Here is a 25,651-nt window from a genome sequence, read left to right as displayed (position 1 = left end):
GGTTTTCTCCCTCTCCCTGTGGGAGAGGGTCGGGGTGAGGGCATCAGGCCGCACTAGCCCTCCTCCATCGCAATCACAATCGCTTCGCCCAGCTTCTTCAGCGCCTCGCGATTTTTGTCCGTCGGCGGCAGCGCCACGTTGATCCGCAGGCAGTTGCGGTACTTCCCGGAGGCGGAAAACAACGACCCGGCCGCGGCCTGGATCTTCAGCCGACATAGCTGCTTGCTGACGCATACCATGTCGACCTTCTCCGGCAGCTCAATCCACAGCAGGAAGCTCCCCTGCGGGCGCGTGACGCAAATCTCTGCCGGAAAATACTGCCGCACCCAGCAGGTGTAGGTTTCCATATTCTGCTGATAAATCTGGCGCATACGGCGCACGTGGCGATGGTAATGCCCGTCGCGAATAAACGCCGCCACCGCCATCTGCGTGCCCGGCACGTTAAACCCGCCCGCGGCGTATTTCATGTGCATCACCCGGTCGTAGTAGCGTCCCGGCACAATCCAGCCGACGCGCAGGCCTGGCGCCACGGTTTTGGTAAACGAGCTGCAGAGGATCACGCGGCCGTCGATATCCATCGAATGAATGGTGCGCGGGCGCGGGTACTCCGCCGCCAGCTCGCCGTAAATATCATCCTCGACAATCACGATATCGTGCCGCTGGGCGAGGGCCAGCACCTGCTTTTTCCGCGCCTCCGGCATGATAAATCCGAGCGGGTTATTGCAGTTGGGCACCAGGATCACCGCCTTGATCGGCCACTGCTCCATTGCCAGCTCTAACGCTTCGATACTGATCCCGGTCTCGGGATCGGTAGGAATTTCAATTGCCTTGATGTCAAACCCGCGCAGCATCTGCATGGTGCCGTGAAACGACGGCGATTCCACCGCCACGATATCCCCCGGTTTACACACCGAGAGCAGGGCGATAGACAGCGCGCCGTGGCAGCCGTTGGTAATGACAATGTCGCTTGCCGAGACGGTGGAGCCGCCGTCGAGCATCAGGCGGGCGATCTGCTCACGCAGCTCCAGGCGCCCGTCGAGCACGTCATAGCTCAGCATCTCGCCGGGATTATGCTGCGCGATGCGGCTCATCTCGCGCCACAGGGGCTTCAGGCTCGGCTGGTTAATGTCCGGCGAACCGCCGCCAAAGGAGATCATCTCTTTGTCGGCGCGGGCGTCCAGCAGCATCATCACCTCATCCCACTGGGTAACGTCCACGGGGCGCTGCACCGGGCGCGTCATCGCCGGGACGGGCGGCTGGGCTTTTCGCGGTGAGACAAAATAGCCGGAGCGCGGCTGAGGCGTGATCAGCTGGAGGTTTTCGAGGATCTGGTAGGCCTGCTGTATGGTGCTGATGCTCACGCCGTGCTCCTGACTCAGCGTGCGCACCGACGGCAGACGTTCGCCGCTGCGATACAGCCCTTGCTCAATGCGTTCAGCCAGAAGATTGGCCAGATGTTGGTAGCGTGTCATGCTGTATCCTTTGTTTTCACCATACAGATTATAAAACCAGTACAGATTGCTGCGAAAATTGCCATGCAGATACTGTTTTAGCGGATCTGTATGTTAAACAAAAGGTGTTTTTGCATCTGTATTGCACGGGTGTATTTCCGGGATGATAACCCCACTGACACAGTGAGGAGAGCATCATGGAATTCTACGAGAATCGTTCAAAACGTCCGTTTATTGTGTTCGTCTGGATCGGGAAAACGATCTGCAACTGGTATCGCATCAACCGTACCCGCCGCATATTGAGCCAGATGAGCGACGAGCAGCTCAAGGACGTTGGGTTGTCCCGCAATGATATTTAAACCGTAGGCCGGGTAAGGCGAAGCCGCCACCCGGCGATGTTCAGCGCAACAGCGCAAACGTCTGCCGCTTCGGCCTTTCCAGCAGCGCCACCGCCTCTTCGTACGACCGCACGTTGTTATAGCCCATCACCAGCCCGTAGCGCTTCCCGGAACCGCGATACCACTCCGAAAGCGCATTGACCTGCAGCTGCTGTTCCTGCCAGCAGCGCGCCACTTCCCGGTCACGGCTTCCTTTGGTCAGGAACGCCACTATATGCATCCCGCCGTCGTTTTGCTCGGTGAAAAACAGATCGCCATACACCTCCTGCAGGGCGGCAATCATCCAGTCGCGGCGGGTCTGATACAGCGCGCGCATCTTTTTCAGATGACGGAAAAAATGCCCTTCGTTGAGAAACGCGGTGAGGATCTTTTGCGTCAGCACCGGCTGGCCGCTGGTGGTGATGTCCGCGCAGTCGGTAAAGGCTCCGACGGTGCTGGCGGGCATCACCACGTAGCCCATGCGCAGCGACGGCATGATGGTTTTACTGAAGGTACCCATAAAAATCACCCGGTCGTGATGGTCGAGGCTTTTCAGCGACGGCAGCACCTTGCGGGTGTAGTGAAACTCCCCGTCGTAATCGTCTTCGATAATCCACGCCTCGTTCTGGCTGGCCCAGTCGAGCAGCTGCTGTTTACGCGGCAGGGAGAGCGTGACCGCCAGCGGGCTCTGGTGCGACGGGGTGACGATGGCAAAACGGGCGTCGCGATGGTGACGCAGCAGGTAGTCCGTGTCGATGCCGCAGCGATCGACCGGCACGGTGTGCAGGCGCGGCACGATCCGCTTGAGCAGCTGCTGGCCCATAAAATAGCCCGGATCTTCAAACACCACCTTGTCGCTGCGGCTGGCGAGGGTGTCGAGGATCAGCCGCAGGCTACCGCTGTAGCCGCTGGTGATCAGCACCTGTTCGGCGCTGCAGGACAGCCCGCGCGAGATGTTGAGGTAGCTGGCAATGGCCTGGCGCAGCGGATACCAGCCCAGAACGGGCGGGTTGAGCATCTCCTCCTGACGCATGGCCCGCGTCGCCTGGCCCGCCAGCAGCAGCCACTTTTTATACGGGAAGCTGTCGAGGGCGGGGATGCCGGGGCGCAGAAACCCGGCCCGCTCGCGCTGGCTGATGAGCGAGGCCGGAAGCGCCCCGGTGGGCTGCTCCGCAGGGGCAGTCTTATCCGGCAGCAGTAAGTCCGGGTTAACCCGCGTGCCGCGCGCGCCCTGGCTCACCAGATACCCTTCACCCGTCAGAATGGCGTACGCCGTTTCGACGGTTTTACGCGCCACCTTCAGCTCTTCCGCCAGCACGCGGATAGCAGGCACCCTGTCCCCCGGCTTCAGCACGCCGCGCGTGATGTTGTCGCGATAGCGGGAATAAATCTCGTGATAGCCCGGCTTCATGTCCTACCTCATTTCACGCTTTTTGTATCTTTTTACTATGTCATGAACGGCGTAGATTTGCCCCATCGCATGACACATGCCGCACAAAAAGAGGAAAGACAATGAGCACTCGCGTTAACCACCATAAAGTTACACCTGCCCTCGCCAACGCGCTGTCTGCCCTGAGCATGGAGGTGGCAAAAACCTCCATCGACCCGGCGCTGAAGCACCTGATCGACATTCGGGTGTCGCAGCTGAACGGCTGCACCTTCTGCCTGGATATGCACTCGAAAGAGGCCAAAATCGCCGGCGAGCGCGAGCTGCGCCTGTACCATCTGGCGGCCTGGCGCGAGTCCCCGCTGTTCAGCGCCCGTGAAAAAGCCGCGCTAGCGTTCACCGAAGCGCTGACCCAGATTGGCGTTCACGGCGTGAGCGATGCGCTCTACCGCAGCGTGGCGGAGCACTTCTCGGACGTGGAGATTTCAGAGCTAAACTTCGCCATCGTGGCGATCAACGCCTGGAACCGTCTGGGGATCACCTCCCGCATGGAACCCGGCGCGCTGGACGCGGCTTACGGGCTGAATAAGGCTAACCTGGAATAATCCCGCGCTCGCGAACCATCGCCACCAGCGCCCGCAGTCCCGGCGGGACGTGGCGATGGCCGGGGTAGTACAGGCGCAGCCCGGCAAACGGCTGCGCCCAGTCGTTTAGGACGCTCATCAGTTCTCCACGTTCAAGCTCTTCACGGATATACAGTTCCGGTAAAAATCCCACCCCTAACCCCGCTTTCACGGCGCGGATCGAGGCAAAAAGATCGGACGTCGCAAAACGCGGCGGTACGGCAAGGGCGTACGTTTCACCCCGACGCGCCAGCTCCCAGCGGTAGATCCCGCCGTGGGCCATCCGCATGCCGATCCCCTGATGTGAAAGCAGATCGTCCGGCGTCTGCGGAATGCCGTGACGTGCAAAATAGTCCGGCGTGGCGGTGACCAGTTGGCGGATCTCCCCGGTCAGCGGCACGGCGATCATGTCCTGCGGCACAGACTCCTCAAGGCGGATCCCCGCGTCATAGCCTTCCGCGACGATGTCGATCATTCGCGCTTCGCTGACGGTCTCTACGCGCATCTTCGGGTAGCGGATCATAAAGTCGATCAGCAGCTGGTCCAGAAACAGGGTGCCGATATGGTTCGGCACGTTCAGACGCAGCGTGCCGGCGGGTTCTCCGGTGTCGCTGTGGATCTCTTCCCCGGCGAGACGGATCTCCTGCAGGGCCGGGCCGATACGCGCCACGTAGCGCTGCCCGGCGTCGGTGAGCGCCACGCTGCGGGTGGTGCGGTTGAAAAGCCGCGTCTCAAGGCGGCTCTCCAGTCCGGCGATGGTGTTGCTGACCGCCGTGGCGGACATCCCCAGCTCCTGCGCCGCGGCGCGAAAGCTGCCGCGCCGCACCACCGCCATTACCACTTCCAGCTCTGTCAGACCTGAACGATGCATAGATTATCCTGAAAATCGAAACAACCCTTGCAGCATAGCGTGGATTATCGCAACGGAGAAGCCGTGCCAGACTGTGCTCACACAGCCTGAGGAGGTTTATATGCACACCATCGAACAGATCTTTATTAACGGCGAATTTGTTACCCCGCACGGCACCGAGTGGTTTGATTTGTACAACCCGGCGACGGCGCGGGTCATCGGCCAGGTTCGTCTGGCGGATGAGGTCGACGCAGCGCGCGCCATTGCGGCGGCAAAAGCGGCGTTTCCGGCGTGGTCGCAGACCACAAAGCAGGAACGCATCGCGGCGCTGAAGCGCATGCACGCCGCCGTGGCCGCTCGCCACGACGATCTGCTGGAAGCGGTCATTGAAGAGTACGGCGCGCCCGCCTCGCGCTCGGCGTGGATGGCCAGCTATCCGGCGGAGGTGATTGCTCAGGCCATTGAGGCGCTGGAGGCGTTTGAGTTTGTCACCCCCGCAGGTGCCGCAACGGTGCAGATGACGCCGCTCGGCGTGGCCGGGCTGATTACGCCGTGGAACAGCGATGCCGGGTTTATCTGCGGCAAGCTGGCGGCCGCGCTCGCCGCGGGCTGCACGGCGGTGATCAAGCCGAGTGAAATGAGCGCCCTGCAAACGCGGATTGTCACTGAAGCGCTGCGCGATGCCGCGCTGCCGCCGGGCGTGTTTAACATCGTCACCGGGCGCGGCGAGACGGTAGGTGAAACCATTAGCCGCCATCCGGACGTGGCAAAAATCTCGTTTACCGGCTCCACGAATACCGGCAAGGCGATCCTGCGCAACGCAGCGGAAAGCTTTAAGCGCGTGACCCTGGAGTTGGGCGGTAAATCGCCGACGATCCTGCTGGATGATGTGGATCTCTCGCAGGCGATCCCGCTGGTGATTCAGGCCGGGTTTATGAACAGCGGGCAGGCCTGCGTGGCCGGGACGCGCATTCTGGTGCCTTACTCGCGCAAGGCGGAGATCGAAACCGGGCTGGCGCAGGCCGTGGCGGCGGTGAACTCCGGCGACCCGCGCAACAGTGCGACTGACGTCGGCCCGATGGTCAGCGAAAGGCAGTGGCAGCGGGTGCAGGGCTATATCCGTAAAGGTCTCGAAGAGGGGGCACGCCTGCTGGCGGGCGGTGAAGGGCGGCCGGAAGGCACGCAGGACGGCTGGTTTGTGCGCCCGACGCTGTTCGCCGACGTGAACAACCGGATGACGGTAGCCCGCGACGAGATCTTCGGCCCGGTGCTGTGCGTAATCCCTTATCAGGACGAGGCGGAGGCGATCGCCATTGCCAACGACACCGACTACGGCCTGAGCGCGATGGTGCTGGGCGGCGATGTTGACCGCGCGCGACGCGTGGCGCAGCAGATTGTTTCCGGTCGCGTGCTGGTGAACACCCTCGCCCATGAACCGAAAGCGCCGTTCGGCGGGTTTAAGCACTCCGGTTTGGGGCGCGAGATGGGCGAGTGGGGAATTCGGGCGTTTATGGAGCCGAGGTCGATTGTGGGATAAAACTTCGCTATTTACCGAAGCATTGTGCTTTTCCCTCCTGCATTCTCTCCCCAACATCACAACGGAGAGAAAACCATGATCGCAGTCCTTTTCGAAGCCAAAGCCGCGCCTGCCCATCAGGCGCGCTATCTTCAGCTTGCCGCAGAGCTTAAGCCGCTGCTGGCGGACATCGACGGCTTTATTGATATCGAACGGTTCCAGAGCCTGACGACCGACGGCAAAATCCTCTCCCTTTCCTGGTGGCGGGATGAAGAGGCCGTCCGCCGCTGGAAGCAGAACGTCTTCCATCAGGCGGCGCAGGCCGAAGGACGGGAGTCAATTTTTGCGTACTACCGCATTCGGGTGGCGCAGGTCGTGCGGGAATATACCTCTGAAACCGGAGGGCATGCCGATGTATGACGTTCATGTCATTTTTCGCGATATCCCGGGTGAACTGGCGCGCTTTGGGCAGCTGCTGGGCCGCAACGGCGTGGGGCTGGAGGGCGGTGGCGTATTTGGTACACATGCCCATTTCCTGGTGGAAGACGGGGAAAAAGCGCGACGCGTGCTGCTCGACGCCGGGTTTACCGTACAGGCGGTGCGACAGCCGGTGATCAGAAAGCTTAAGCAGGAACGCCCTGGCGAGCTGGGCGAGATCGCAGCGGCGCTGGCGGCACGCGGTGTGTCAATCCTGACTCAGTACAGCGACCATGCGAATCACCTTATTCTGCTGACGGATGATGATAAACTGGCCGCAGAGATCACCGAACCCTGGGCGGCCCATGCTTAAGACGAGTTTACCCCCTGACAACAGCGCGTTGCTGGAAAAGGCGATTGCCGCGGTGGCGGCAGCAATGGCCGATCCGTCGCGCGTGAAGATGCTCTGTGCGCTAATGGACGGGCGGGCGTGGACGGCCACTGAACTGAGCGCGGCGGCTGACGTTGCGCCGTCGACCGCCAGCGGGCATCTCTCCCGGCTGGTTGAAGGGCAACTGATTACCTGCCTGTCGCAAGGGCGGCATCGCTATTATCGTCTTGCCGGGCACGACGTGGCGGCGCTGGTGGAGCAGATGATGGGGCTCTCCTGGAGCCGCATTACCCCGCCGGAAACCAGCGCGCCGAAAGCCATGCGTGAAGCCCGGACCTGCTATGACCATCTCGCAGGCGCGGTGGCGGTGCAGATTTATGATTTCATGCAGGCGGAAGGCTGGCTGGAGGCTGACGGTTCAGCGTTGACACTCTATGGCCGGGAGCAGTTCCTGACGCTCGGCATTTCGTTAAGCGCGCATCCGCGCCGGAAGGCCTGCTGCGCCTGCCTGGACTGGAGCGAGCGGCGGTTTCACCTGGGCGGAGAAGCCGGCGCGTTGCTGCTCGATCATCTGGAAAATAAAGGCTGGATCCAGCGGGTGGCGGGGTATCGGGAGGTGGTGGTGACGGCATCGGGGAAAAGTGCCGTCAGGAAGCATTTTAGCCGCTAAACGCCGCTGCGGGCTGATGCCCTCACCCCGACCCTCTCCCACAGGGAGAGGGAGAACACCCTTTCGCAATTCCTGCGCTTTCGCCTCTCGTTTCTTGATAGTTACCCTGATAACTATTATCTTGACCGCGTGTGACGAGAGGTTTCCCCATGAGTGAAGAAGAATTGTTCTGCCGCAGGCCGATGGGCATGCGGATGGCGATGATCGTGCGCCAGTGGCGTGCCGTCATCGACGAGGCCATTCTCGATACCGGGTTAACCCAGTCGAGCTGGACGGTGATGATGCAGCTGCATCAGCTCGGGGATAACGTCTCAATGAGTGAGCTGGCGGAGGTGCAGGGCATTGAACTGCCGCCGCTGATGCGCACCCTGACACAGCTGGAAAAGCAGGGATACCTGCTGCGCGCCGTATCGCCTTATGACAAGCGCATCCGGCTTCTGACGCTGACGCCTGAGGGAAAAGCCCTGTTACAAAGGCTCACTCAGGTGATTGAGACGTATCAGGCGCGCGTATCGCAAAACATCGTGCCGGAACATCTCGACATTTTCAGCGCCACGTTGAATCAAATCGCCTGCAATTTGCGGACAATCCGCGAAGAAGATAACAAGACCGAAAAATAATGACCCCTGAACAAAAGTTTGCCCGCTGGGTAAGGGTGAGTATTGCCTCTTTCCTGCTGATGTTTGTCTACTTTATCGTCGCGGATATCTGGATCCCGCTGACGCCGGACTCCACCGTGATGCGCGTGGTGACGCCGGTGTCTCCGCGTGTCTCCGGTTACGTGGCGGCGGTACATGTCCACAACAACAGCCAGGTGAAGCGAGGCGATCTGCTGTTTGAGCTCGACGACACGCCGTTTCGCAATAAGGTGGAGGCGGCGCAAATCGCGCTCGAGCAGGCACGCCTGTCCAACGAACAGCTGGATGCGCAGATCGTTGCCGCGCAGGCCAGCCTGAAAACCGCCGTGCTGACCGCGCGTAACGACAAAGTAACCTTTGACCGCTACCAGAAGCTGAGCACCCTGCAGAACGTCTCGCAGGCGGATCTGGATAAGGTTCGCACCACCTGGCAGAGCAGCGAACAGTCCGTCAGCTCAATTCAGGCCAACATCCATAACCTGCGCATCCAGCGCGGCGAGCGGGACGAGCACCGCAACGTGACGCTGCAAAAATACCGTAACGCGCTGGATGAAGCGGAACTCAATCTTGGCTGGACGAAGGTTTACGCCCAGGCGGACGGCACGGTCAGTAACCTGCAGTTAAGCCCGGGTTTTTACGCCTCCTCGGGCTCAGCCGCGCTGGCGCTGGTGAACAACCAGACCGACATCGTGGCCGATTTCCGCGAGAAGAGCCTGCGCCACACCCGTCAGGGCACCGACGCCGCCGTGGTGTTCGACGCCTTCCCGGGGCACGTTTTCCGCGCCCACGTCACCAGCAGCGACGCGGGGATCCTTGCTGGTCAGGAGGCGGTTAACGGCCAGCTCTCCGAGCCGGAAACCTCCAACCGCTGGGTGCGCGACGCTCAGCGCATGCGCATTCACGTGACGCTGGACGAGGCGCTGCCGAAGCATCTGCCGACCGGCGCCCGCGCGACCGTGCAGCTCTACAACAGCGAAGGACCGTTTGCGCGCTTCTTCTCCGGGATGCAGATCCACCTGGTGAGCCTGCTTCACTATGTTTATTAGTTCGATGTCTATTACTACCCTGGCGCGGGTGTTTACCCCGCACGGCAACATCGTCTATACGGCAAACGACTTTCGCCAGACCCTGCGCATCGTCTTTGCCGGGATGATTGCGCTCAGCATCTCCAGCTTCTACAACACCAGCTATGGCGTATTTTTCGTGGTCTACCCGATCATGCTGCTGTCGCTGGTGCCGGTGTTTAACCGCCACGTGGCGAAGCAGTTCATCTTCAGCGCCGCGCTAAACTGCGTTGAAATGGTGATTATCATCGGCTATCTGTCGCAATGGCCGGTCATCATGACGCTGGTGGTGTTTGCCCTGTACGTGATGCGCTTTCGCTTTATGAGTAAAGGCCCGCTGTTTCTGTTCGGTTCGATGGGCGTGGTGTGCCAGAGCGTGATGCTCAACTTTATGAGCTACCCCACCACCAACTGGCACACGCTTTTGTTCTCCAACATCGAAGCGAGCGTGATGGCGGTATGCCTGAGCGCGCTGATGAACTATCTCCTGCCGGACGTGGAGCCCCGCAAGCCGCCGCCGCTGATTGAGAAAGACGACGCCCGCGTGCGCCACGAGTCGCTGCTCTCCGGCACCGTCGCGACGCTGATATTCGTCGTTTTTCAGATCAGCGACTTAAGCGATTCGCTTTCGGCGCTGATGGCGGGGATTTTAATCCTGTTCCCGATGCACTATCGCGGTTCGGTGATGAGCTCCATCTGGCGCGTGGTCGGCGTGGTGCTGGGCTGCCTCTATATTCTGGTGGTGCAGCTGATCCTCTACGATCACAGCAGCCATATGCTATTGATGATGCCGCTGATCGGCCTCGGGCTGGCGTTTGGGGCGCGACTCCACGTGATGGAGAAGGTGGGCGCAGGCGTAGGGTTCTCCAGCATCACCACCATCGGGATAATGTTCGGGCAGAACATGCACCCGGACACTGACCTGGTGTTCAGCGATCTGTACCGCATCACCTCCGTCACTTTTTCGCTGGTGGCGACGCTGACGATGGTCTTTCTGGTGCACCTGATCCTGAACCGCTTCGAGGCGACGCGCTACGTCATTCAGGGCTGATAGCGTATGCCGCCGCTGAAGCTCCAGTCTTCAGCGGCAGTAAACTGGATAACGACCATCACGTCCCCACCATTGATGCCCATCTTCTCATTCAGCTGCGCAGCCAACTGGCGGTAGAGCGCCGCTTTTTGTTCTTCGCTCCTCGGCTTACCGGCCACGATATTGAACAGTATCGCCCCCTCCGTTCTGCCCGGGCTGAGATAGTGCCGATCAACGTATCGATCCCCGGCAGCGAAGCATTCAAAAAAATGAAACCGGTCCTGCGCGGGAACGGCGAAGGTTTCCGTCAGCGCCTGGTGCAGAATGTCCGAAATCTGTTTTTTCTGCATCTCGCTATAGCGGCCACCCGTCATGATGCGAACAAACGGCATTATTGTTTCTCCTCTGCCAGGCAGGTCAGGGCGCTGACGGCTGCCGGCCAGCCTGCGTAAAACGCCAGATGAGTAAACGCTTCGGCAATCTCGTCGTCCGTCACGCCGTTTTTTCGGGCAAAGTCGATATGCCAGGGAAGCTGCGCGGTACGCCCCAGGGCGGCCAGGGCGGCAAGCGTGATCAGGCTGCGATCCCGCGGGGCCAGCTGCGGACGCTGCCAGATATCGCCAAACAGCACCTGCTGGCTGAGTTCCGCCAGCTTAGGGGAGACCTGCGCAAGCGTGTCGCGATTCAGTGTTGTGCTCATTTTTATTCCTCCTGTGGTCTGGAAATCACTCTCGCAGGCTGCCACCATAAATAAAATTGCAATGTTCAGGACCAAATGTCCTGAAAATGAGGATGATATGGATAAACGCTTTTCAGCATTAGACCTGGACGCGCTGCGCAGCTTTGTGGAGGGTATTCAATCCACCAGCTTTGCCGAGGCGGCGGACAGGCTGTGTCGGTCCACCTCTGCGGTCAGCGCCCAGCTAAAAAAGCTGGAGCAGCAGTGCGGCGTGGCGCTCACCGTGAAGCAGGGGCGTACGCTGGCTCTGACCCGGGAGGGTGAAATTCTGCTGAGCTACGCCCGACGCATGCTGGCATTAAATGATGAAGCGCTCCGGGCTATCAGGGGGGAGTTGCTTCAGGGCGAGGTGCGTCTGGGTATGCAGGAGGACTTTGGGGAGTCCGTGATGCCGCAGGTTATCGGCGATTTTCACAGACAACACCCTGAGCTTCGCATGATCGCGCGCGTCGATCGCAACCCGCCGCTGCTGCGGGGCGTGGCGGCAAACGAACTCGATCTGGCGCTGGTCTGGCAGGAAGGACGAGAAGGCGACTATGTGCGAAGCGAGCCGCTAAAGTGGATTTGCCGGTCCAGCGAGGACATTGAGGCACTTCTGCAGCGAGGTGAGCCGCTGCCGCTGGTAATGTTTGACGCCCCCTGCCTCTTGCGAAGCCGGGCTATCGCATCGCTGGATGCCGCAGGTATTCCCTGGCGTATAGCTTTTACCAGCTATAGCCTGAGCGGACTGTGGGCGGGCGTCAGCGCGGGGCTGGGTATCACGCTCCGCACGCGTATTGGCCTGCCCGAGACGTTACAGGTCGACAGCCGCCAGCTGCCAGATACAGGAGAGTTGGGAATAGCGCTGCATCAGGGAAGCGCCTCCGCCAATGCCGCTATTTCCAGCATGAAGGCGCTGATCCTCAGGACGCTCAATGGATAAGCGTCGGGATTTGCGAGAGTAAAAACAGAATCAGGCCAATCGTCCCGCCCACCAGGGTGCCGTTGACGCGGATAAACTGCAGATCCTTGCCAATGTTCAGCTCAATCTGGCGGGACATGTCTTTGGCATCCCAGCTTTTCACCGTGTCGCTGATATGGCGTGTCAGGAACGCGGCAAAATCCGGCGCGAGGCGGTGCGCGGCCTGCTCCAGATGCTCGTTCATTGAGGCTTGCAGGTTCGCATCGTTCGTCAGCGTTTCACCAAACCAAAGCCCGGCGTTGGCGATGCGCTGCTTCACGCGCGAGTCCTCACTCTGCATGTCCGCCTTCAGCCACTGGCGCAGGTCGGCCCACATCTCACCCAGATAGCGGTTAAACGCCTCATCGTTTTTCAGATAGTGCTTGATGTTGTCGGCTTTGGCCGCCATGTCCGGATCGTTTTTCAGGTTGTCAATAAGCTTCAGCGTGGCGCGGTCAAATGCCTGGCGGATCTGGTGCGTGCGGTCATGGCTGATATCGTCCAGCAGCGTGTTCACCGCGTTTGACACCATCTCCGCGCTTTGATCGCCCAGCCACTCGGTGGGCAGCACCATCGCCTTGCGCGGATGCTCGGTCTTGAGCCAGTGGACGATCTGGTCGGCGATAAAGTCCCGCGTGCTTTCCCGCTGAATGAGGGTAATCAGGCGATTGATGATGGCGTCCAGCAGCACCTGATGGCGGTTGTTTTTGGTCATGCTCTCCAGCATCACGGCGCTGGTTTCAGTGAAGTCGACCTTGTCGATGGCCTTATGCACCGCGCGTTTGAGCAGGCGTTGAATGCGCCCGTCGTCGGTCAGCTCGAGAAAACCGCTCATCACCTGCATCAGATGCAGCCCGACGCGCTGGGCGTTGTCGGGCTTGCTGAACCAGGCACCAATCATCTGCGCGGGCTCATAGCGGCGGATCAACGCCACCAGCGACTGGGTATCGAGAAATTTCTCCTGCACAAACTGGCCGAGATTGTCGCCGATCCGGTCTTTATTGCGCGGGATGATCGCCGTATGGCGGGAGATAAAGGGAATCGGCACCCGGCGGAACAGCGCGACGACCGCAAACCAGTCAGCCAGCGCGCCGACCATTGCCGCCTCGGCAATGGCCTTGACGCCGCGCACCCAGAAGGTCTGCGGCAGGAACAGGGTGGTGATAAACGCCGCGGCGGCAACCAGCAGCAGCGCCAGCGCCAGCAGCTTGGCGCGTTTGAGTTCAGCTATTTTTTCCATGGGTTAAGGATAGAGGCAAGTGAACCAAAAGTGCAAAACTGGTGTAAGGGGAGAGACGCATTCTCTGCCTGACACACGGCTTTTATATAAAAATTATATAAATCAAAATTATCTATTATTAATTTTTCTATATTTTTTGTGCTTATTTATTTTCGGACGTAATGTTTTGTGACCGTCGTAGTCATTTTAACGCTCCTGTTAGCCATACGATAAAGGACTATTTATGAAAGGAGACGGTATCGATGACATGGGAGTATAAAGTTTCGACGGGGGTATTGAGCCATAATGGTGTGTTTGTCGCTAACTGCTACAGCGGTGCGGGTGAATCGAAAGATAAGCCAGAGTGTGAAAGTCAACGAAACAGAGGCCCCATTCCCAGAGGTATTTATTTTATTGCCGGGTGGAATAATCATAAAAGTGCTGAGGCCATTATTCTTGAGCCTATAGCGGGGACCAATACCTTTGGTAGGGATCATTTTCAAATTCATGGTGATAAAAAAGGTCAGCCACCAGGCTCTGCATCAGCAGGTTGTATCATTATGAATGGTCAGGACAAGCGTCATATGATTTATGATTCGGGTGATACAATACTGGTGGTGCGATAATGAAGTATATTATGGTGCTATTCTTCTTGTGCTTACCGATGGGTTTATTTGCCAAAAACCACACTCCTGAACAGATCCTGCAAATGATAAACGGCAAAGGCGCCATGTCTGTTGTAGCGGAGCTGGATTCAAATGATACGGGTGAGTCGGAATGGTGGAATCATGTCATACCAGAGATAAGTAAAGGAACTCAGGCATGGTTAGCCGTGGCGAGTGCCCTTGAACCCGGAGTGGACGCCAGTACGGCTGAAGACTTAAAAGCAGCGCTTTCTGAAGCTATCCCTCATAATCCTGCAGGCGTTTTAGCCATTTTAAAAGACGATAAGCCCTTACTCACTATTCAACAAATCTGTGCTTTTGCCAGTTATCCAGAAACGGAAGCAGAGGGTAATAAGCTCTTTGTGGATTCAATCAGGGAGATGTTCAAAATAAAAAGCCCGCAGGGTAAAAGATGTCTCGCCGTTATGATCTCAACTGTTGAACACTCTGTTCCATTCGATAAGGATATGTAAATGGCCATTCCGGGATATATGTCATTAACTGACGATGCGGGTAATAACATAAAAGGCAGCGTGAAAGTTAAAGACCGTGAAAACCAGATTGAGGTTTTAGGGCTCTATCATAACGTAAGCTATAATTCTGACCTGCATAATGGCAGAGCATTGAGCAAACGCCAGCATCGTCCCTTTCTTATTGAGAAAGAAATAGATGCCTCCAGTGTTTTTCTCTATAAAGCACTCAGCACGGGCGGTACGTTCAGGAAAGCGACTATCGACCTGTACAGAATCAATGATGCCGGTCAGGAAGAAATCTATTTCACGATAACGCTGGAAGCGGTGAAGGTCGTCACGGTGTTTTCATTAATGCATGACGTGAAAGAGACTTACCATGAAAAACAGGGTCATCTTGAGCTTGTTTTGCTTCGTTATAAAAAGATTACCTGGCATTACCGTGACGGTAACGTTATTCACTCGGATGACTGGGATTATCGGTTAGGGGCATAGAAAACGGCTGATAAGATTCTTTCATATCACCCGCCACAGCACCCACCCGCCAAACCCCATCAGCACCACACCCGCCGTGCGCTCAATCCACCACAGCGCACGGCTGAGCTTCTGTTGCACCGACGATAGCCCCATCAGCGACACCAGCGCCAGATCCCACACCAGCACCACCATCACCATCCAGACGCCGCAGGTCGCCTGCTGAAGCAGCGTCACGTTCGGCCCCAGTAGCGACGTCATCAGCGCCAGATAGAAAAGCGCGTTCTTCGGATTAAGCAGCGCCGAGCCGAGCCCCAGCAGGATCTGCTTGCGCAGCGAAGGGCAGCGCTGACGGGTTTCATTCAGCCTCAGCGCCTGCGGTTGGCTGCGTACCAGATGCGAGCCGATCCACAGCAGGTACAGCGCGCCGCAAAGTTCTATCAGCGTAAACAGCCAGGCAAACTGGCGCAGCGCGCTCCAGCCAATAATCACCAGTAAGATATACAGCCCATTGCCCGCGGCGATGCCGACGCACAATCCGGCGCTGCCGCGCAGTCGGTAGCGCGCCGCGTAGCCCACCAGCAGGAAGAAGTCCGGACCCGGGCTTAACAGGGCGACAAAATGCGCCAGCGCCAGGGCAAGAAAAGCAGAAGGGAAGAACAGTTCCATAGTAACCTCGGTTAACAATCTGAGGTCAGACTACGGTGATGCCAACGTTATTTATTGTCGGATATTGATCGGCCCGTGGCGTACTGGCGCGGCGTGGCGGCGGTATAGCTGACGAAGGTCTTATGAAAATGGCTCTGGTCGGCAAAGCCGCTCTGGTAGCCCACGTCGGCGATGTCGTCCCCGGCACGTAGCCGCGCTTTGGCGAACTCCACGCGGGAGATGTTGAGGAAGCTGCCCGGCGTCAGGCCGGTGTCCTGCCTGAAGGTGCGGATCAGCGTCTCTTTGCGCAGCGAGAATAGTTGGGCAAGTTCGTCAAGCGAAGGCGGTGCGGCCAGGTCGGCAAGAAACGCCTGCCGCACGTGCTGACTGGTTGAGCGAAGCGCATCTGCGTTTTCCAGGCGGCGGGGCAGGGCTGAAAGCAGCGTGTCCACGGAGGCAGGCGACATCGTCTCAACAATCTCAAGGTAGCGCTTAAAGAGCGTACGGTCGCGAATCACCTGGAGCGCCAGAGGAAGATCGGTGTCGATATAGAGCATATGGTAGCTGCGCGGTTGCCCGGCGACGGGGTTGCAGCTGTGCGGCGCAGAGGCCGGGATCACAATGAGGTCCCCGGGGTTAAGGATGTATTCTCTGTCATGACACACGCAGCAGGTCTGGCCTTCCACAATCGCGCCGATGGAGAGCTGCGGGTGACAATGACGTTTATACGCCTGCGTGCTCTGCCACGTGCTGCGCAGCTCAAGGCCTGAGGCGCGGTGAAAAGTCTGCCGGATATGTCGGGTATCGGTCATATGAACTCCTTCTGGACGTTTTTTATACCACGTCAGCGAACCGTCTGGCAGCGCTTCATTAAGAACCTTCCGGATATACCCAACTTTACGTCCACAGCCAGTCATGTTGACTACCCTTAATACCCTAAGCGGTAAAACAAGGAGATTCGACATGGCTTATCAGACAGTAAATCCTGCCACTAACCAGCTCATCAAAGAATACCCCTCACATACCGACGCGGATATTGAAGCGGCCCTGAAGGCGGCCGATGCGCTTTACCATTCGGACTGGGCTAAAGGCGACATCAGCCAGCGCCTGCCGGTGCTGCATAAGCTTGCCGACCTGATCGACGAGCGCACCGAGGATCTGGCGAAAATCGCCAGCCAGGAGATGGGCAAGCTTATCGAACAGAGCCGCGGCGAGGTGAAGCTGTGCGCGCAGATCGCCCGCTATTATGCCGACAACGCGAAGCAGTTCCTGGCTCCGGTGAAGTATCAATCCGAACTCGGGGAAGCGTGGGTGGAGCATCATCCCATCGGCGTGCTGATGGCCGTTGAGCCGTGGAACTTCCCGTATTACCAGCTGATGCGCGTTCTGGCGCCAAACCTGGCGGCAGGCAACCCGGTGCTCGCCAAGCATGCCAGCATCGTGCCGCACTGCGCCGAGACCTTTGCCCATCTGGTCCGCGAGGCGGGCGCGCCGGAAGGTGCATGGACCAACCTGTTTATCTCGTCCGAGCAGGTGGCAAACATCATTGCCGACGATCGCGTGCAGGGTGCCGCATTAACCGGCTCCGAAAAAGCCGGCAGCGTGGTGGCCGCGCAGGCGGCGAAGCACATCAAGAAATCCACGCTGGAGCTGGGCGGTAACGACGTCTTCGTGGTGCTGGACGACGCGGACCTGGGCAAAGCCGTCAAGACTGGCGTGAATGCGCGCCTCAACAACGCCGGGCAGGTCTGCACCGCGGCGAAGCGCTTTATCCTGCATGAAAAGATCGCGGATGCCTTCCTGAGCAAATTCACCGAGGCGTTTAAGCAGGTGAAGATTGGCGATCCGCTCGACGAAAGCACCACGCTGGGGCCGCTGTCGTCGAAAGATGCGCTGGAAACGCTGACCAAACAGGTCAACGAGGCGGTGAAAAACGGCGCGACGCTGCACTATGGCGGCAAGCCGGTGCAGCGTGAGGGGAGCTTCTTCGAACCGACGATCCTGACGAATATCTCGCGCGACAACCCGGCGTACTTCGAAGAGTTCTTCGGCCCGGTGGCGCAGATGTACGTGGTAAAAAACGACGACGAGGCGGTCGCGCTGGCGAACGACTCCCACTACGGCCTGGGTGGAGCAGTATTCAGCCAGGATATCGAGCGCGCGAAGAAAATGGCGTCCCGGATCGAGACCGGGATGGTGTATATCAACTGGCTTACCGATACCGCGCCAGAGCTGCCGTTCGGCGGCGTGAAGCGCTCCGGTTACGGACGCGAGCTGTCGGATCTGGGGATCAAAGAGTTTGTGAACCAGAAGCTGGTGGTGGTGCGTCAGTAAGAGGTCATAAAAAAACCTGCCAGCCGGCAGGTTTACTATGAACACTGTCATCGCCTTTCTTGCCGGGTGGCGCTGCGCTTACCCGGCCTACAATGTGCAACAATTTTAATATATTGCCCCTTTGATTGTAGGCCCGCGCAAGCGTAGCGCCGCCGGGCGAAACGCACACACAGGCTTAGAAGGACACTCCACCGCCTACATATGCGCCGTCAATCAGCGTGTGGTTCGGACGACCGTCTTTACCATCAACGCTCACGTGGCGGTAGCCCACTTTCAGGGTCACCGGCGCGATCGGCGTCCAGCTTACGCCACCATTGGCTTCCACGTAGTTTTTCACGCTGTTGTTCAGCCCTTCTGGCGCCACGTAGCCTTCACCGTACACGTGGATGCTGTCGGTCAGGGCAACGTTTACGCCACCACCGATGGGGAACGCCACGCCGTTATCGCCTTTTTTCGGGCCGATGTAGATGGCTTTGGCACCCGCATTCAGCATTACCGGGCCCACTTCCAGGTTGTAGCCTGCGCCTACGCCGCCGGTCTGGGTACCGTCATCGGTGTTTTTAAGCCAGTTGCTTTCGGCATACAGGCCGGATGAGGATTTCCCCATTTCGAGGTTGAGGTTGGTAAAGTTTTTACCCTGCTCAATGCTGCCACCCATTGCCAGAGCGGAACCCGAGAGGGCGGTCAGAGCAGAAAGAAGAAGGATATTCAGTTTTTTCATGTTTTATGCCTCGTCATTAAATTCATCTGGGGGCACCTTAACAAGCGATGTTTATGACTGCAAATGTGATGAAGGTCGCTGTTTTATGCTGATATTGTTAACTTTTTTATTTGAAATGTTGCATCGATGTTTGATTGTCGAGGTGTCAACGCGTGATGTTCGGACGTTTAGGCACCGTTTAATTTTTTGACTAAACATAAACTGAACGAAGAAGGGATAGTGATTAGAGGTGAATTAATTGAGTTTCTAATAATTTCCAAAAGTATTTCAGTTGTCACACAATACAACACAACCTTACATTTCCGGGCATTGAATATACGTTCACTCGCCCATGCCGGTTGCCTTTCCATGTCATTTTTCTGACACGTTTATTCTTTACGTTGTTGGCTTCACTAACTGGATGCTAACAATATGAAAAGAAAAATTATTCCTGTGCTTATCGGTTGTGCGCTCTCTTTCTCTGGCCTGGCGGCACAGCCTACCGCTGAGCGCTATGTCGTCAGCTTCCCTGACGGCTCGCATGTGAAATACAGCGGAGCGTTTGCCGATGCGTTCCCGAACGGGCTCCCGGTAGGGATTGGCTCTGGCCTGCTGTTTACGGGCAAGCAGGGCGACGCCCTGACGTTTGCGACCGTGACCGATCGCGGTCCCAACGCCGATGCGCCAAAAATGGGTAAAAACGAAGCCAAAATATTTGTCACGCCAGATTTCGCGCCGCTGCTGATGACCATCCGCGTTCAGAACGGCAAAGCAGAGGCAACGGATGCCCGCCCGCTGCATGACGATAAAGGCGAGATTAACGGTCTGCCGCTGCAAAGCGGCGTGATTGGTTCCACCAATGAAGTGGCGTTCAGCGATACCTTAAAGACGCTCAAGGGTGACAACCGCGGACTGGATACGGAAGGCATCACGCCGGACGGCAAAGGCGGCTACTGGCTGTGCGACGAGTACGGCCCGTTCCTGATTAACGTCGACAGCAAAGGCAAGATCCTCGCGATCCACGGGCCGCAGGCCGCGGAAGGGGAAAAATCCATCGCGGGCGGTCTGCCAAACATCATCAAATGGCGCCAGCCCAACCGGGGCTTTGAAGGCCTGACCCGAATGCCGGACGGGCGGATTATCGCCGCCGTGCAAAGCACGCTGGACATCGACGGTAAAAGCAAAAAGCAGGCGCTGTTCACCCGACTGGTGAGCTTCGACCCGGCGACCGGCAAAACCGCGATGTACGGTTACCCCATCGACAGCGCGGCCTACGATAAAAACAGCGACGCCAAAATCGGCGACATCGTGGCGCTCGATAATCAGCACATCCTGCTGATTGAGCAGGGAAGCGATAAAAACGACGGGATGCGTAACCTGATTTACAAGGTGGATCTCAGCAAGGCGAGCGATCTTTCCGCCTTTGACAAGCCGGGCGAGTACCCGGAATTTGATGATGAGAAAACCCTGGCGCAGCGCGGGATTACCCTCGCGGCAAAAATGCAGGTGGTCGATCTCCGCGCGCTGGGCTGGCAGCAGGAGAAGGCTGAAGGGCTGGCGCTTATCGACAGCAAAACGCTTGCGGTGGCGAACGATAACGACTTTGGCGTGAAGGTGGCGATGCAAAACCCGGTCGAGGGCAAGAAGCTCAAGGATTATCGGGTGAACGCGGAAGGCAAGTTGACGCTGGATGATAAGCCGGTGGAAACCACGCTCAGCGTGAAGCCGCTGAAGAAGCCGGAGTCCGACAGCGAGCTGTGGATTGTGACGCTGCCGGAGGCGGTGAAATAAGTTTACCGCTCACCCCTCTCCCCACAGGGGAGAGGGGATTGTTCGGAGCGCATAGTTAAGCGGGGAGGCTATTTCTTCAGACCCGCAAACGCCGCACGAATCTCCTCTTCCGGCAGTTGGATGCCTATAAACACCATCACGCTGTGCGGCGGTTCATCGCCCCACGGTCGGTCCCAGTCGGCGCTGTACAGGCGCTGCACGCCCTGGAACAGCAGGCGGTTGGGCTCGCCGTCAATCCACAGCATCCCTTTGTAGCGCAGCAGCTTGTCGGCAAACGACAGCAGCAGGTTCTCCATTACGCGGGAGACTTCGCTGATATCCACCGGATAATCCAGCTCCACCACAATTGACGCCACGTCGTTTTGCTTGTCTCCCATAAAGTGGAAGCGCGGTTTTGCGGTGACATTCTCCTCCAGCATAAAGCCGTTGGTGTTGAACAGCTGGGACAGGTCGATATCGGCGTGCGTCACCGTGTAAATTGGCGCGCGGGAGTTGATGCGCGTCAGGCGCTCGCGAAGCTTAACGCTTTCGCCCGCCACGTCGGTTTTGGTCAGCAGGATGCGGTCGGCGTAGCCCACCTGAGACTGGGCGATGGTGAACTGATTCATCTGCTCATCGGCGTGGACCGCATCGACCAGGGCAATGACGCCGTCCAGCAGATAGCGCTGGCAAAGGATCTCATGAGAGAAAAAGGTCTGAATAATCGGGCCGGGGTCGGCCATGCCGGTGCACTCGATCACCAGGCGGTCAAAGTCGATTTCACCGCGATCGCGGCTGTCGAGCAGGTCCAGCAGGGCGTCTTCCAGCTCGTTAGAGCGGGTGCAGCAGATACAGCCGTTGGTCAGGGTTTTGATCTGCGTGGCGCGATCGCCAATCAGCTGGTCGTCTACGGAGACTTCGCCAAATTCGTTTTCGATGACGGCGATTTTAAAACCGTGCTGTTCATTCAGGATGTGGCGCAGCAGGGTGGTTTTACCGGTGCCGAGGAAACCGGTCAGCAGGGTAACGGCAATCGGGGTCATGGTCTCTCCTTTAGCAGCAGCGGACGCCGCCTTCTCCACTTCCGCCGTAGCGCGCTTCCTGACGCTCGCGGAAGAATTCGGTGTAGGTCATGTACGGCTTATCCGGATGGTTGGTCTTCATATGCTCAACGTAGTTGTCATAGTCCGGAATGCCAATCAGCATTTTCGCCGCCTGACCGAGGTATTTTTTTGCTTCGCCTAAGTTACCAAACATAACGGGTCCTGATAAGAAAAAGCCCGGTGGCGCGCAGCGATCCGGGCCTACAGTTACATGCTGGATTAATGGTGTGAAGAGGTCTTCACGCCGCCTTCCGGCACCGGCACGTACGGGGTTTCTTTGTCCGTACGGCCTTCAGCGTTACGCACTTTCAACCAGGTTTTGATGCCGTAGAAGATAATGCTGTACACCACCACCAGGAACAGAATGCTCAGACCCGCGTTGGTGTAGTTGTTCACCACGATATGGTTCATGTTGGCAATCTGCTGCGCGGTCAGATCCGCGCCGCCTGCGGCAATCTTCTCTTTGTACTGGTTAGCCATGAAGAAGAAGCCTTCCAGCTGCGGGTTGGCGCTGAACAGCTTCAGGCCAAGCGCCCAGGTGGTGCAGAGCAGCAGCCACAGCGCAGGAACAACCGTTACCCAGATGTATTTGGTGCGTTTCATCTTCACGAGGACCACGGTGCCGAGCACCAGCGCCACGGCAGCCAGCATCTGGTTAGAGATACCGAACAGCGGCCACAGGCTCTTCACGCCGCCCAGTGGGTCGACAACGCCCTGATACAGCAGGTAGCCCCACAGGCCGACGCAGCCCGCCGTACCCAGAATGCCCGCTACCAGAGAGTCGGTTTTCTTCAGGAACGGCACGAAGTTACCGAGCAAATCCTGCAGCATGAAGCGGCCCGCACGGGTACCGGCGTCCAGCGCGGTCAGGATGAACAGCGCTTCGAACAGAATACCGAAGTGGTACCAGAAGCCCATGTCCGCCCACGGCAGCACTTTGTGGAACACGTGTGCGATACCGACAGCCAGTGTAGGAGCGCCACCGGCGCGGTTCAGCACGGACGGTTCGCCGATGTCTTTCGCGGTCTGCATGATCTGCTCAGGCGAAATCACGAAGCCCCAGGAGCTGACGGTCGCCGCCGCGTGTGCGCTGGCGTCTTTCAGCTGCGCCATAATCAGCGCCGCGTTGTCACCGCCCATCTCGTGCAGGTTTGGCATGGTGATGCCGAGACCCGCCGGCGGGGTGTTCATCGCGAAGTACAGACCCGGTTCGATGATGGACGCTGCAACCAGCGCCATGATCGCCACGAAGGACTCCATCAGCATCGCGCCGTAGCCGATCAGACGCGCGTCTTTCTCGTTCGCCAGCAGCTTAGGCGTAGTACCGGAGGAGATCAGGGCGTGGAAGCCGGAGACCGCACCGCAGGCAATGGTGATGAACAGGAACGGGAACAGGGCGCCTTTCCACAGCGGGCCGGTACCGTCGATGTACTGCGTCACTGCCGGCATTTTCAGATCCGGGTTAATCACCAGGATACCGATCGCCAGACCGACGATAACGCCGATTTTCAGGAAGGTCGCCAGGTAGTCGCGCGGGGCCAGAATCAGCCAGACCGGCAGCAGCGCGGAGATAAACGCATAGCCAATCAGCGCGAAGGTAATGGTGGTGTCCTTGAAGGTCAGCGCCGGACCCCAGTACGGGTCGTGCGCAATCACGCCGCCGAAGTAGATGGAGGCCACCAGCAGCACGATACCGATCACTGACACCTCACCTACGCGTCCCGGTCTCAGGAAGCGCATGTAGATACCCATGAACAGCGCAATCGGCACGGTTGAGCAGACGGTGAAGACACCCCACGGGCTTTCAGCCAGCGCTTTCACCACGATCAGGGCCAGCACCGCGAGGATGATGATCATAATCAGGAAGCAGCCGAACAGGGCGATAGTCCCCGGCACGCGGCCCATCTCCTCTTTAACCATCTCACCCAGAGAGGCGCCGTTACGGCGAGAAGAGATAAACAGCACCATAAAGTCCTGCACCGCACCCGCCAGCACCACGCCAGCGAGCAGCCACAGGGTACCCGGCAGGTAGCCCATCTGCGCGGCCAGCACCGGGCCCACCAGCGGGCCTGCACCGGCGATAGCGGCAAAGTGGTGACCAAACAGCACGTAGCGGTTGGTTGGCACGTAGTTCAGGCCGTCATTGTTAATGACCGCTGGAGTGGCGCGCGTCGGGTCGAGCTTCATAACCTTCTGCGCGATGTACAAGCTGTAGTAGCGATAAGCAACAAGATAGACGGAAACGGACGCGACCACGATCCACAGGGCGCTTACGTGTTCGCCCCGGCGTAATGCGACAACCGCCAGACAAAAAGCGCCGAGGATCCCGAGTAAGGCCCAGGGCACGTGCTTCAGTAGTTTTTTAGTATCCATAGTAAGACCTGGTTTTTTATGTAAAGAAAAAAGGGTCAGGGTTCGTTGTGAGGAGGTATTGATTAATGCTGGAGCGATCGTGCCAGATCCTCGCGCGTGTAAAGGACGGTAAATGAATGAGTGGTTGAAAGTGCCAGGTGAGCGGTCAAAGGCGGCGACGAGCGGTTTCGGCTCGCCGCCAGGGGGCGAAATTATGTGATTGAGATCACTTGATTATTCGGGTTGCGCTCCACCGCCAGATAGTGCTCCAGCGTTCCGAGCAGTTTTTCCTTCAGCCAGTTCGGCTCCAGAATCTGAATATGAGGCAGCCAGTAGAACAGCAGCGGCAGGATCTGGTTCTCGTGGGCCGCCTGGCAGCGCAGCGTGACGCCGCCCTGTTGCTCCGCCAGCAGCTCTTGTTCTGGCAGAAGATCGCGACGCAGGAAGTAATGTGAAATATTATCTTTGATGAATATTTTCACCGCGAAAGTATTTTCAGAGACCCAGGGGTCGAGGCTTTTTTCCAGCAGCGCAAGGACATTTTCTTCCGGGGTGAAGGTCGTTTTCTGAATATCAAACCAGCTAATCTGACTCAATGAGAAGGATTTCAGGCGGCTATTTTCGGTGGCTTGTAAATACCATATATTTTTTTTGTTAATGAGTTTATAGGGATTAATCAGACGGGTTTTCCCCTTATAAACAATCTGACAAACATTATGGTTTTTAATCGATCTCTCGATTTTCGTTAAATGACGGCGAATATCACGTTGTACCGTGTGTTCGGCTTCATTCGCAAGAATAAGAATATGGTTTTCGTCAACGCGCGTTTCAAGATTCTGCCAGAATTCCGTATTTCTTTCAGGGAAAAAGCTATCAGCATTCAGGAAGTTAGCAAGAGTGTGATGTAAGCCCTGTCCGCCAGGCGATTGTGCCGAATGGATCAGTCGATATAGCCCGTTACCGGTATGTTCAACAATGGGAGAGAGGGCATTTAAATCCCGGTAGACGGTACGCTCGGTAATTTTGAATTTCTCCATTAGCGCACTGCGGTTTACCACACCGTTTAAATGTAGCTCAACCAGAATATCGACCAGACGTTCAGCCGAGCGGCTCCGCGTCGTTTTAGCCATAAGGTCATCCTGTATATTTAGGTATGCGCTGAATGATGCGGGTGCACTGACACAGAATGTCAGTATTCAGGCACAGAAAATTTCTCTTATGGTTATATAACGGCGTGATTTAGCGGAAACCTTAGGAGTTTTTGTAGAAAGCGGCGCTGGCCGGAAAAAAAGGCCAGCGCGAGGGGGATTACAAGGCGGCTTCCGCCTCCAGCATAACCGGGTGGAAACGGCGCCTGAAGTAGATCAGGCCGTGTCCTGCGTCACTCAGGATGATGTTTTTAATTTCAACAAGGTAGACAAGATGCGTGCCGATGGTTTGCACCTGGCTAATCTCGCCTTCAAGGCTGGCCAGCGCGCCCTTGAGTACCGGCTGCGCCAGCGGGCCTTTTTGCCAGCAGGAGAGGGCAAAGCGCTCCTCCATCGTTATTCCGGTCATCCCGGCGAAATGGCGAGCCATGATCTCCTGCTCGTGGTTCAGCACGTTAACGCACAGCCTGCCGTTACCCTGAAATACCGGATTCATGGCGCTGTTGGCGTTGATACACACCATCACTGACGGCGGCGTGTCCGTGACCGAGCAGACGGCGGTAGCGGTGATGCCGCAGCGTCCGGCCTCACCCTCGGTGGTGATCACATTGACCGCCGCCGACAGGCTACTCATTGCGTCGCGAAAACGCAGGCGTTGTTCATCTGAATGCATTG

The 25,651-nt window shown here is 57.8% G+C and carries 29 protein-coding genes; 15 read left to right on the top strand and 14 right to left on the bottom strand.

The window, feature by feature from the left end:
• Positions 1-53: 53 nt before the first annotated feature.
• Positions 54-1,472, bottom strand: a complete 1,419-nt coding sequence (locus AC0TNG_RS14465) for an aminotransferase-like domain-containing protein (protein WP_024909502.1) — start codon at positions 1,470-1,472, stop codon at positions 54-56.
• A 176-nt stretch (positions 1,473-1,648) separates the two neighbouring features.
• Here AC0TNG_RS14465 and AC0TNG_RS14460 point away from each other — a divergent pair, with 176 nt between their 5' ends.
• Positions 1,649-1,810 (top strand): DUF1127 domain-containing protein, encoded by a 162-nt coding sequence (locus AC0TNG_RS14460; RefSeq protein ID WP_032645487.1) that lies wholly within the window; start codon positions 1,649-1,651, stop codon positions 1,808-1,810.
• A gap of 40 nt (positions 1,811-1,850) precedes the next feature.
• Here the strand turns inward: AC0TNG_RS14460 and pdxR are convergent, their stop codons facing one another.
• Complete coding sequence (gene pdxR, locus AC0TNG_RS14455) at positions 1,851-3,239, bottom strand: MocR-like pyridoxine biosynthesis transcription factor PdxR (RefSeq protein ID WP_473712603.1); 1,389 nt, start codon at positions 3,237-3,239, stop codon at positions 1,851-1,853.
• 101 nt (positions 3,240-3,340) lie between these two features.
• Between pdxR and AC0TNG_RS14450 the strand changes: the two genes are divergently transcribed.
• Positions 3,341-3,820: a carboxymuconolactone decarboxylase family protein gene (locus tag AC0TNG_RS14450; RefSeq protein WP_024909883.1), complete on the top strand. Its 480-nt coding sequence runs from the start codon at positions 3,341-3,343 to the stop codon at positions 3,818-3,820.
• On the opposite strand, the gene AC0TNG_RS14445 is transcribed toward AC0TNG_RS14450, so the two are convergent.
• Entirely contained in the window at positions 3,807-4,709 is a 903-nt protein-coding gene (locus tag AC0TNG_RS14445) for a LysR family transcriptional regulator (RefSeq protein WP_463726543.1), read from the bottom strand. The two genes, AC0TNG_RS14450 and AC0TNG_RS14445, sit on opposite strands and share 14 nt — an antisense overlap.
• Positions 4,710-4,809: 100 nt before the next feature.
• Here AC0TNG_RS14445 and AC0TNG_RS14440 point away from each other — a divergent pair, with 100 nt between their 5' ends.
• From AC0TNG_RS14440 to AC0TNG_RS14410, 7 genes are all read left to right on the top strand, one after another.
• Complete coding sequence (locus AC0TNG_RS14440; protein WP_463726544.1) at positions 4,810-6,225, top strand: aldehyde dehydrogenase family protein; 1,416 nt, start codon at positions 4,810-4,812, stop codon at positions 6,223-6,225.
• 75 nt (positions 6,226-6,300) lie between these two features.
• Positions 6,301-6,624, top strand: a complete 324-nt coding sequence (locus AC0TNG_RS14435) for an antibiotic biosynthesis monooxygenase family protein (protein WP_023618387.1) — start codon at positions 6,301-6,303, stop codon at positions 6,622-6,624.
• Positions 6,617-6,994, top strand: a complete 378-nt coding sequence (locus AC0TNG_RS14430; RefSeq protein ID WP_148768996.1) for an amino acid-binding protein — start codon at positions 6,617-6,619, stop codon at positions 6,992-6,994. The genes AC0TNG_RS14435 and AC0TNG_RS14430 overlap by 8 nt, the downstream gene beginning before the upstream one ends.
• A complete protein-coding gene (locus AC0TNG_RS14425; RefSeq protein WP_267217458.1) occupies positions 6,987-7,682 on the top strand; it encodes an ArsR/SmtB family transcription factor in 696 nt (231 codons plus the stop codon). The genes AC0TNG_RS14430 and AC0TNG_RS14425 overlap by 8 nt, the downstream gene beginning before the upstream one ends.
• Positions 7,683-7,831: 149 nt before the next feature.
• A complete protein-coding gene (locus tag AC0TNG_RS14420) occupies positions 7,832-8,302 on the top strand; it encodes a MarR family winged helix-turn-helix transcriptional regulator (RefSeq protein WP_157188566.1) in 471 nt (156 codons plus the stop codon).
• A complete protein-coding gene (locus AC0TNG_RS14415) occupies positions 8,299-9,366 on the top strand; it encodes an HlyD family secretion protein (RefSeq protein ID WP_463726594.1) in 1,068 nt (355 codons plus the stop codon). Before AC0TNG_RS14420 ends, AC0TNG_RS14415 begins: the two co-directional genes overlap by 4 nt.
• A gap of 4 nt (positions 9,367-9,370) precedes the next feature.
• A complete protein-coding gene (locus AC0TNG_RS14410; protein ID WP_463726545.1) occupies positions 9,371-10,435 on the top strand; it encodes a DUF2955 domain-containing protein in 1,065 nt (354 codons plus the stop codon).
• Here the strand turns inward: AC0TNG_RS14410 and AC0TNG_RS14405 are convergent.
• Positions 10,426-10,806: a tautomerase family protein gene (locus AC0TNG_RS14405; RefSeq protein WP_148768522.1), complete on the bottom strand. Its 381-nt coding sequence runs from the start codon at positions 10,804-10,806 to the stop codon at positions 10,426-10,428. The genes AC0TNG_RS14410 and AC0TNG_RS14405 overlap by 10 nt on opposite strands.
• On the bottom strand, positions 10,806-11,114 hold the full coding sequence (locus AC0TNG_RS14400) for a carboxymuconolactone decarboxylase family protein (RefSeq protein ID WP_148768523.1): 309 nt from the start codon (positions 11,112-11,114) through the stop codon (positions 10,806-10,808). The genes AC0TNG_RS14405 and AC0TNG_RS14400 overlap by 1 nt, the downstream gene beginning before the upstream one ends.
• A 97-nt stretch (positions 11,115-11,211) precedes the next feature.
• On the opposite strand from AC0TNG_RS14400, the gene AC0TNG_RS14395 reads away from it, so the two are divergent.
• Entirely contained in the window at positions 11,212-12,075 is an 864-nt protein-coding gene (locus tag AC0TNG_RS14395; RefSeq protein WP_148768524.1) for a LysR substrate-binding domain-containing protein, read from the top strand.
• Here AC0TNG_RS14395 and AC0TNG_RS14390 read toward each other — a convergent pair.
• Entirely contained in the window at positions 12,065-13,333 is a 1,269-nt protein-coding gene (locus AC0TNG_RS14390; protein ID WP_473701982.1) for a DUF445 domain-containing protein, read from the bottom strand. The two genes, AC0TNG_RS14395 and AC0TNG_RS14390, sit on opposite strands and share 11 nt — an antisense overlap.
• Before the next feature lie 242 nt (positions 13,334-13,575).
• Between AC0TNG_RS14390 and AC0TNG_RS14385 the strand changes: the two genes are divergently transcribed.
• From AC0TNG_RS14385 to tssD, 3 genes are read left to right on the top strand one after another with little or no spacing between them, the layout of a single operon-like run.
• Complete coding sequence (locus AC0TNG_RS14385; RefSeq protein ID WP_021240619.1) at positions 13,576-13,938, top strand: tlde1 domain-containing protein; 363 nt, start codon at positions 13,576-13,578, stop codon at positions 13,936-13,938.
• Positions 13,938-14,450, top strand: coding sequence for a hypothetical protein (locus tag AC0TNG_RS14380; protein WP_473701983.1), 513 nt, complete (start codon positions 13,938-13,940; stop codon positions 14,448-14,450). The genes AC0TNG_RS14385 and AC0TNG_RS14380 overlap by 1 nt, the downstream gene beginning before the upstream one ends.
• Entirely contained in the window at positions 14,451-14,942 is a 492-nt protein-coding gene (gene tssD, locus AC0TNG_RS14375; RefSeq protein ID WP_248165921.1) for a type VI secretion system tube protein TssD, read from the top strand.
• Between the two features lie 21 nt (positions 14,943-14,963).
• On the opposite strand, the gene AC0TNG_RS14370 is transcribed toward tssD, so the two are convergent.
• A complete protein-coding gene (locus AC0TNG_RS14370) occupies positions 14,964-15,590 on the bottom strand; it encodes a LysE family translocator (protein ID WP_473701984.1) in 627 nt (208 codons plus the stop codon).
• Between the two features lie 47 nt (positions 15,591-15,637).
• The gene (locus AC0TNG_RS14365) at positions 15,638-16,381 is read right to left on the bottom strand and encodes a helix-turn-helix transcriptional regulator (protein ID WP_024908302.1); all 744 of its coding nucleotides are present in this window, start codon (positions 16,379-16,381) and stop codon (positions 15,638-15,640) included.
• A 151-nt stretch (positions 16,382-16,532) separates the two neighbouring features.
• On the opposite strand from AC0TNG_RS14365, the gene AC0TNG_RS14360 reads away from it, so the two are divergent.
• Positions 16,533-17,903, top strand: coding sequence for an NAD-dependent succinate-semialdehyde dehydrogenase (locus AC0TNG_RS14360; protein WP_248165927.1), 1,371 nt, complete (start codon positions 16,533-16,535; stop codon positions 17,901-17,903).
• A 175-nt stretch (positions 17,904-18,078) separates the two neighbouring features.
• Here the strand turns inward: AC0TNG_RS14360 and AC0TNG_RS14355 are convergent, their stop codons facing one another.
• Complete coding sequence (locus AC0TNG_RS14355) at positions 18,079-18,624, bottom strand: YfaZ family outer membrane protein (protein WP_024908300.1); 546 nt, start codon at positions 18,622-18,624, stop codon at positions 18,079-18,081.
• Positions 18,625-19,035: 411 nt separating this feature from the next.
• Here AC0TNG_RS14355 and AC0TNG_RS14350 point away from each other — a divergent pair, with 411 nt between their 5' ends.
• On the top strand, positions 19,036-20,394 hold the full coding sequence (locus AC0TNG_RS14350) for an esterase-like activity of phytase family protein (RefSeq protein ID WP_473712604.1): 1,359 nt from the start codon (positions 19,036-19,038) through the stop codon (positions 20,392-20,394).
• 68 nt (positions 20,395-20,462) lie between these two features.
• Here AC0TNG_RS14350 and yjiA read toward each other — a convergent pair whose 3' ends face one another.
• The 5 genes from yjiA to AC0TNG_RS14325 form a co-directional block, all read right to left on the bottom strand.
• Positions 20,463-21,416, bottom strand: coding sequence for a GTPase (gene yjiA, locus AC0TNG_RS14345; RefSeq protein WP_473712605.1), 954 nt, complete (start codon positions 21,414-21,416; stop codon positions 20,463-20,465).
• Between the two features lie 10 nt (positions 21,417-21,426).
• Complete coding sequence (locus tag AC0TNG_RS14340; protein ID WP_003856610.1) at positions 21,427-21,630, bottom strand: YbdD/YjiX family protein; 204 nt, start codon at positions 21,628-21,630, stop codon at positions 21,427-21,429.
• A 65-nt stretch (positions 21,631-21,695) separates the two neighbouring features.
• A complete protein-coding gene (locus AC0TNG_RS14335; protein ID WP_032649928.1) occupies positions 21,696-23,849 on the bottom strand; it encodes a carbon starvation CstA family protein in 2,154 nt (717 codons plus the stop codon).
• 191 nt (positions 23,850-24,040) lie between these two features.
• Positions 24,041-24,958 (bottom strand): helix-turn-helix transcriptional regulator, encoded by a 918-nt coding sequence (locus AC0TNG_RS14330; protein ID WP_024908296.1) that lies wholly within the window; start codon positions 24,956-24,958, stop codon positions 24,041-24,043.
• Between the two features lie 178 nt (positions 24,959-25,136).
• The gene (locus AC0TNG_RS14325) at positions 25,137-25,649 is read right to left on the bottom strand and encodes a 4-hydroxyphenylacetate 3-monooxygenase reductase subunit (protein WP_024908295.1); all 513 of its coding nucleotides are present in this window, start codon (positions 25,647-25,649) and stop codon (positions 25,137-25,139) included.
• Positions 25,650-25,651 lie beyond the last annotated feature (2 nt).

The sequence above is a fragment of the Enterobacter sp. PL_is514 genome, assembly GCF_055816715.1.
This window is presented reverse-complemented; position numbering and strand designations above follow the sequence as displayed.

Bases quoted from the DNA above. Each gene is read 5' to 3' on its own strand.
- AC0TNG_RS14465 (WP_024909502.1), bottom strand. From the start codon at position 1,472: ATGACACGCTACCAACATCTGGCCAATCTTCTGGCTGAACGCATTGAG.
- AC0TNG_RS14460 (WP_032645487.1), top strand. From the start codon at position 1,649: ATGGAATTCTACGAGAATCGTTCAAAACGTCCGTTTATTGTGTTCGTC.
- pdxR (WP_473712603.1), bottom strand. From the start codon at position 3,239: ATGAAGCCGGGCTATCACGAGATTTATTCCCGCTATCGCGACAACATC.
- AC0TNG_RS14450 (WP_024909883.1), top strand. From the start codon at position 3,341: ATGAGCACTCGCGTTAACCACCATAAAGTTACACCTGCCCTCGCCAAC.
- AC0TNG_RS14445 (WP_463726543.1), bottom strand. From the start codon at position 4,709: ATGCATCGTTCAGGTCTGACAGAGCTGGAAGTGGTAATGGCGGTGGTG.
- AC0TNG_RS14440 (WP_463726544.1), top strand. From the start codon at position 4,810: ATGCACACCATCGAACAGATCTTTATTAACGGCGAATTTGTTACCCCG.
- AC0TNG_RS14435 (WP_023618387.1), top strand. From the start codon at position 6,301: ATGATCGCAGTCCTTTTCGAAGCCAAAGCCGCGCCTGCCCATCAGGCG.
- AC0TNG_RS14430 (WP_148768996.1), top strand. From the start codon at position 6,617: ATGTATGACGTTCATGTCATTTTTCGCGATATCCCGGGTGAACTGGCG.
- AC0TNG_RS14425 (WP_267217458.1), top strand. From the start codon at position 6,987: ATGCTTAAGACGAGTTTACCCCCTGACAACAGCGCGTTGCTGGAAAAG.
- AC0TNG_RS14420 (WP_157188566.1), top strand. From the start codon at position 7,832: ATGAGTGAAGAAGAATTGTTCTGCCGCAGGCCGATGGGCATGCGGATG.
- AC0TNG_RS14410 (WP_463726545.1), top strand. From the start codon at position 9,371: ATGTCTATTACTACCCTGGCGCGGGTGTTTACCCCGCACGGCAACATC.
- AC0TNG_RS14405 (WP_148768522.1), bottom strand. From the start codon at position 10,806: ATGCCGTTTGTTCGCATCATGACGGGTGGCCGCTATAGCGAGATGCAG.
- AC0TNG_RS14400 (WP_148768523.1), bottom strand. From the start codon at position 11,114: ATGAGCACAACACTGAATCGCGACACGCTTGCGCAGGTCTCCCCTAAG.
- AC0TNG_RS14395 (WP_148768524.1), top strand. From the start codon at position 11,212: ATGGATAAACGCTTTTCAGCATTAGACCTGGACGCGCTGCGCAGCTTT.
- AC0TNG_RS14390 (WP_473701982.1), bottom strand. From the start codon at position 13,333: ATGGAAAAAATAGCTGAACTCAAACGCGCCAAGCTGCTGGCGCTGGCG.
- AC0TNG_RS14385 (WP_021240619.1), top strand. From the start codon at position 13,576: ATGACATGGGAGTATAAAGTTTCGACGGGGGTATTGAGCCATAATGGT.
- AC0TNG_RS14380 (WP_473701983.1), top strand. From the start codon at position 13,938: ATGAAGTATATTATGGTGCTATTCTTCTTGTGCTTACCGATGGGTTTA.
- tssD (WP_248165921.1), top strand. From the start codon at position 14,451: ATGGCCATTCCGGGATATATGTCATTAACTGACGATGCGGGTAATAAC.
- AC0TNG_RS14370 (WP_473701984.1), bottom strand. From the start codon at position 15,590: ATGGAACTGTTCTTCCCTTCTGCTTTTCTTGCCCTGGCGCTGGCGCAT.
- AC0TNG_RS14365 (WP_024908302.1), bottom strand. From the start codon at position 16,381: ATGACCGATACCCGACATATCCGGCAGACTTTTCACCGCGCCTCAGGC.
- AC0TNG_RS14360 (WP_248165927.1), top strand. From the start codon at position 16,533: ATGGCTTATCAGACAGTAAATCCTGCCACTAACCAGCTCATCAAAGAA.
- AC0TNG_RS14355 (WP_024908300.1), bottom strand. From the start codon at position 18,624: ATGAAAAAACTGAATATCCTTCTTCTTTCTGCTCTGACCGCCCTCTCG.
- AC0TNG_RS14350 (WP_473712604.1), top strand. From the start codon at position 19,036: ATGAAAAGAAAAATTATTCCTGTGCTTATCGGTTGTGCGCTCTCTTTC.
- yjiA (WP_473712605.1), bottom strand. From the start codon at position 21,416: ATGACCCCGATTGCCGTTACCCTGCTGACCGGTTTCCTCGGCACCGGT.
- AC0TNG_RS14340 (WP_003856610.1), bottom strand. From the start codon at position 21,630: ATGTTTGGTAACTTAGGCGAAGCAAAAAAATACCTCGGTCAGGCGGCG.
- AC0TNG_RS14335 (WP_032649928.1), bottom strand. From the start codon at position 23,849: ATGGATACTAAAAAACTACTGAAGCACGTGCCCTGGGCCTTACTCGGG.
- AC0TNG_RS14330 (WP_024908296.1), bottom strand. From the start codon at position 24,958: ATGGCTAAAACGACGCGGAGCCGCTCGGCTGAACGTCTGGTCGATATT.
- AC0TNG_RS14325 (WP_024908295.1), bottom strand. From the start codon at position 25,649: ATGCATTCAGATGAACAACGCCTGCGTTTTCGCGACGCAATGAGTAGC.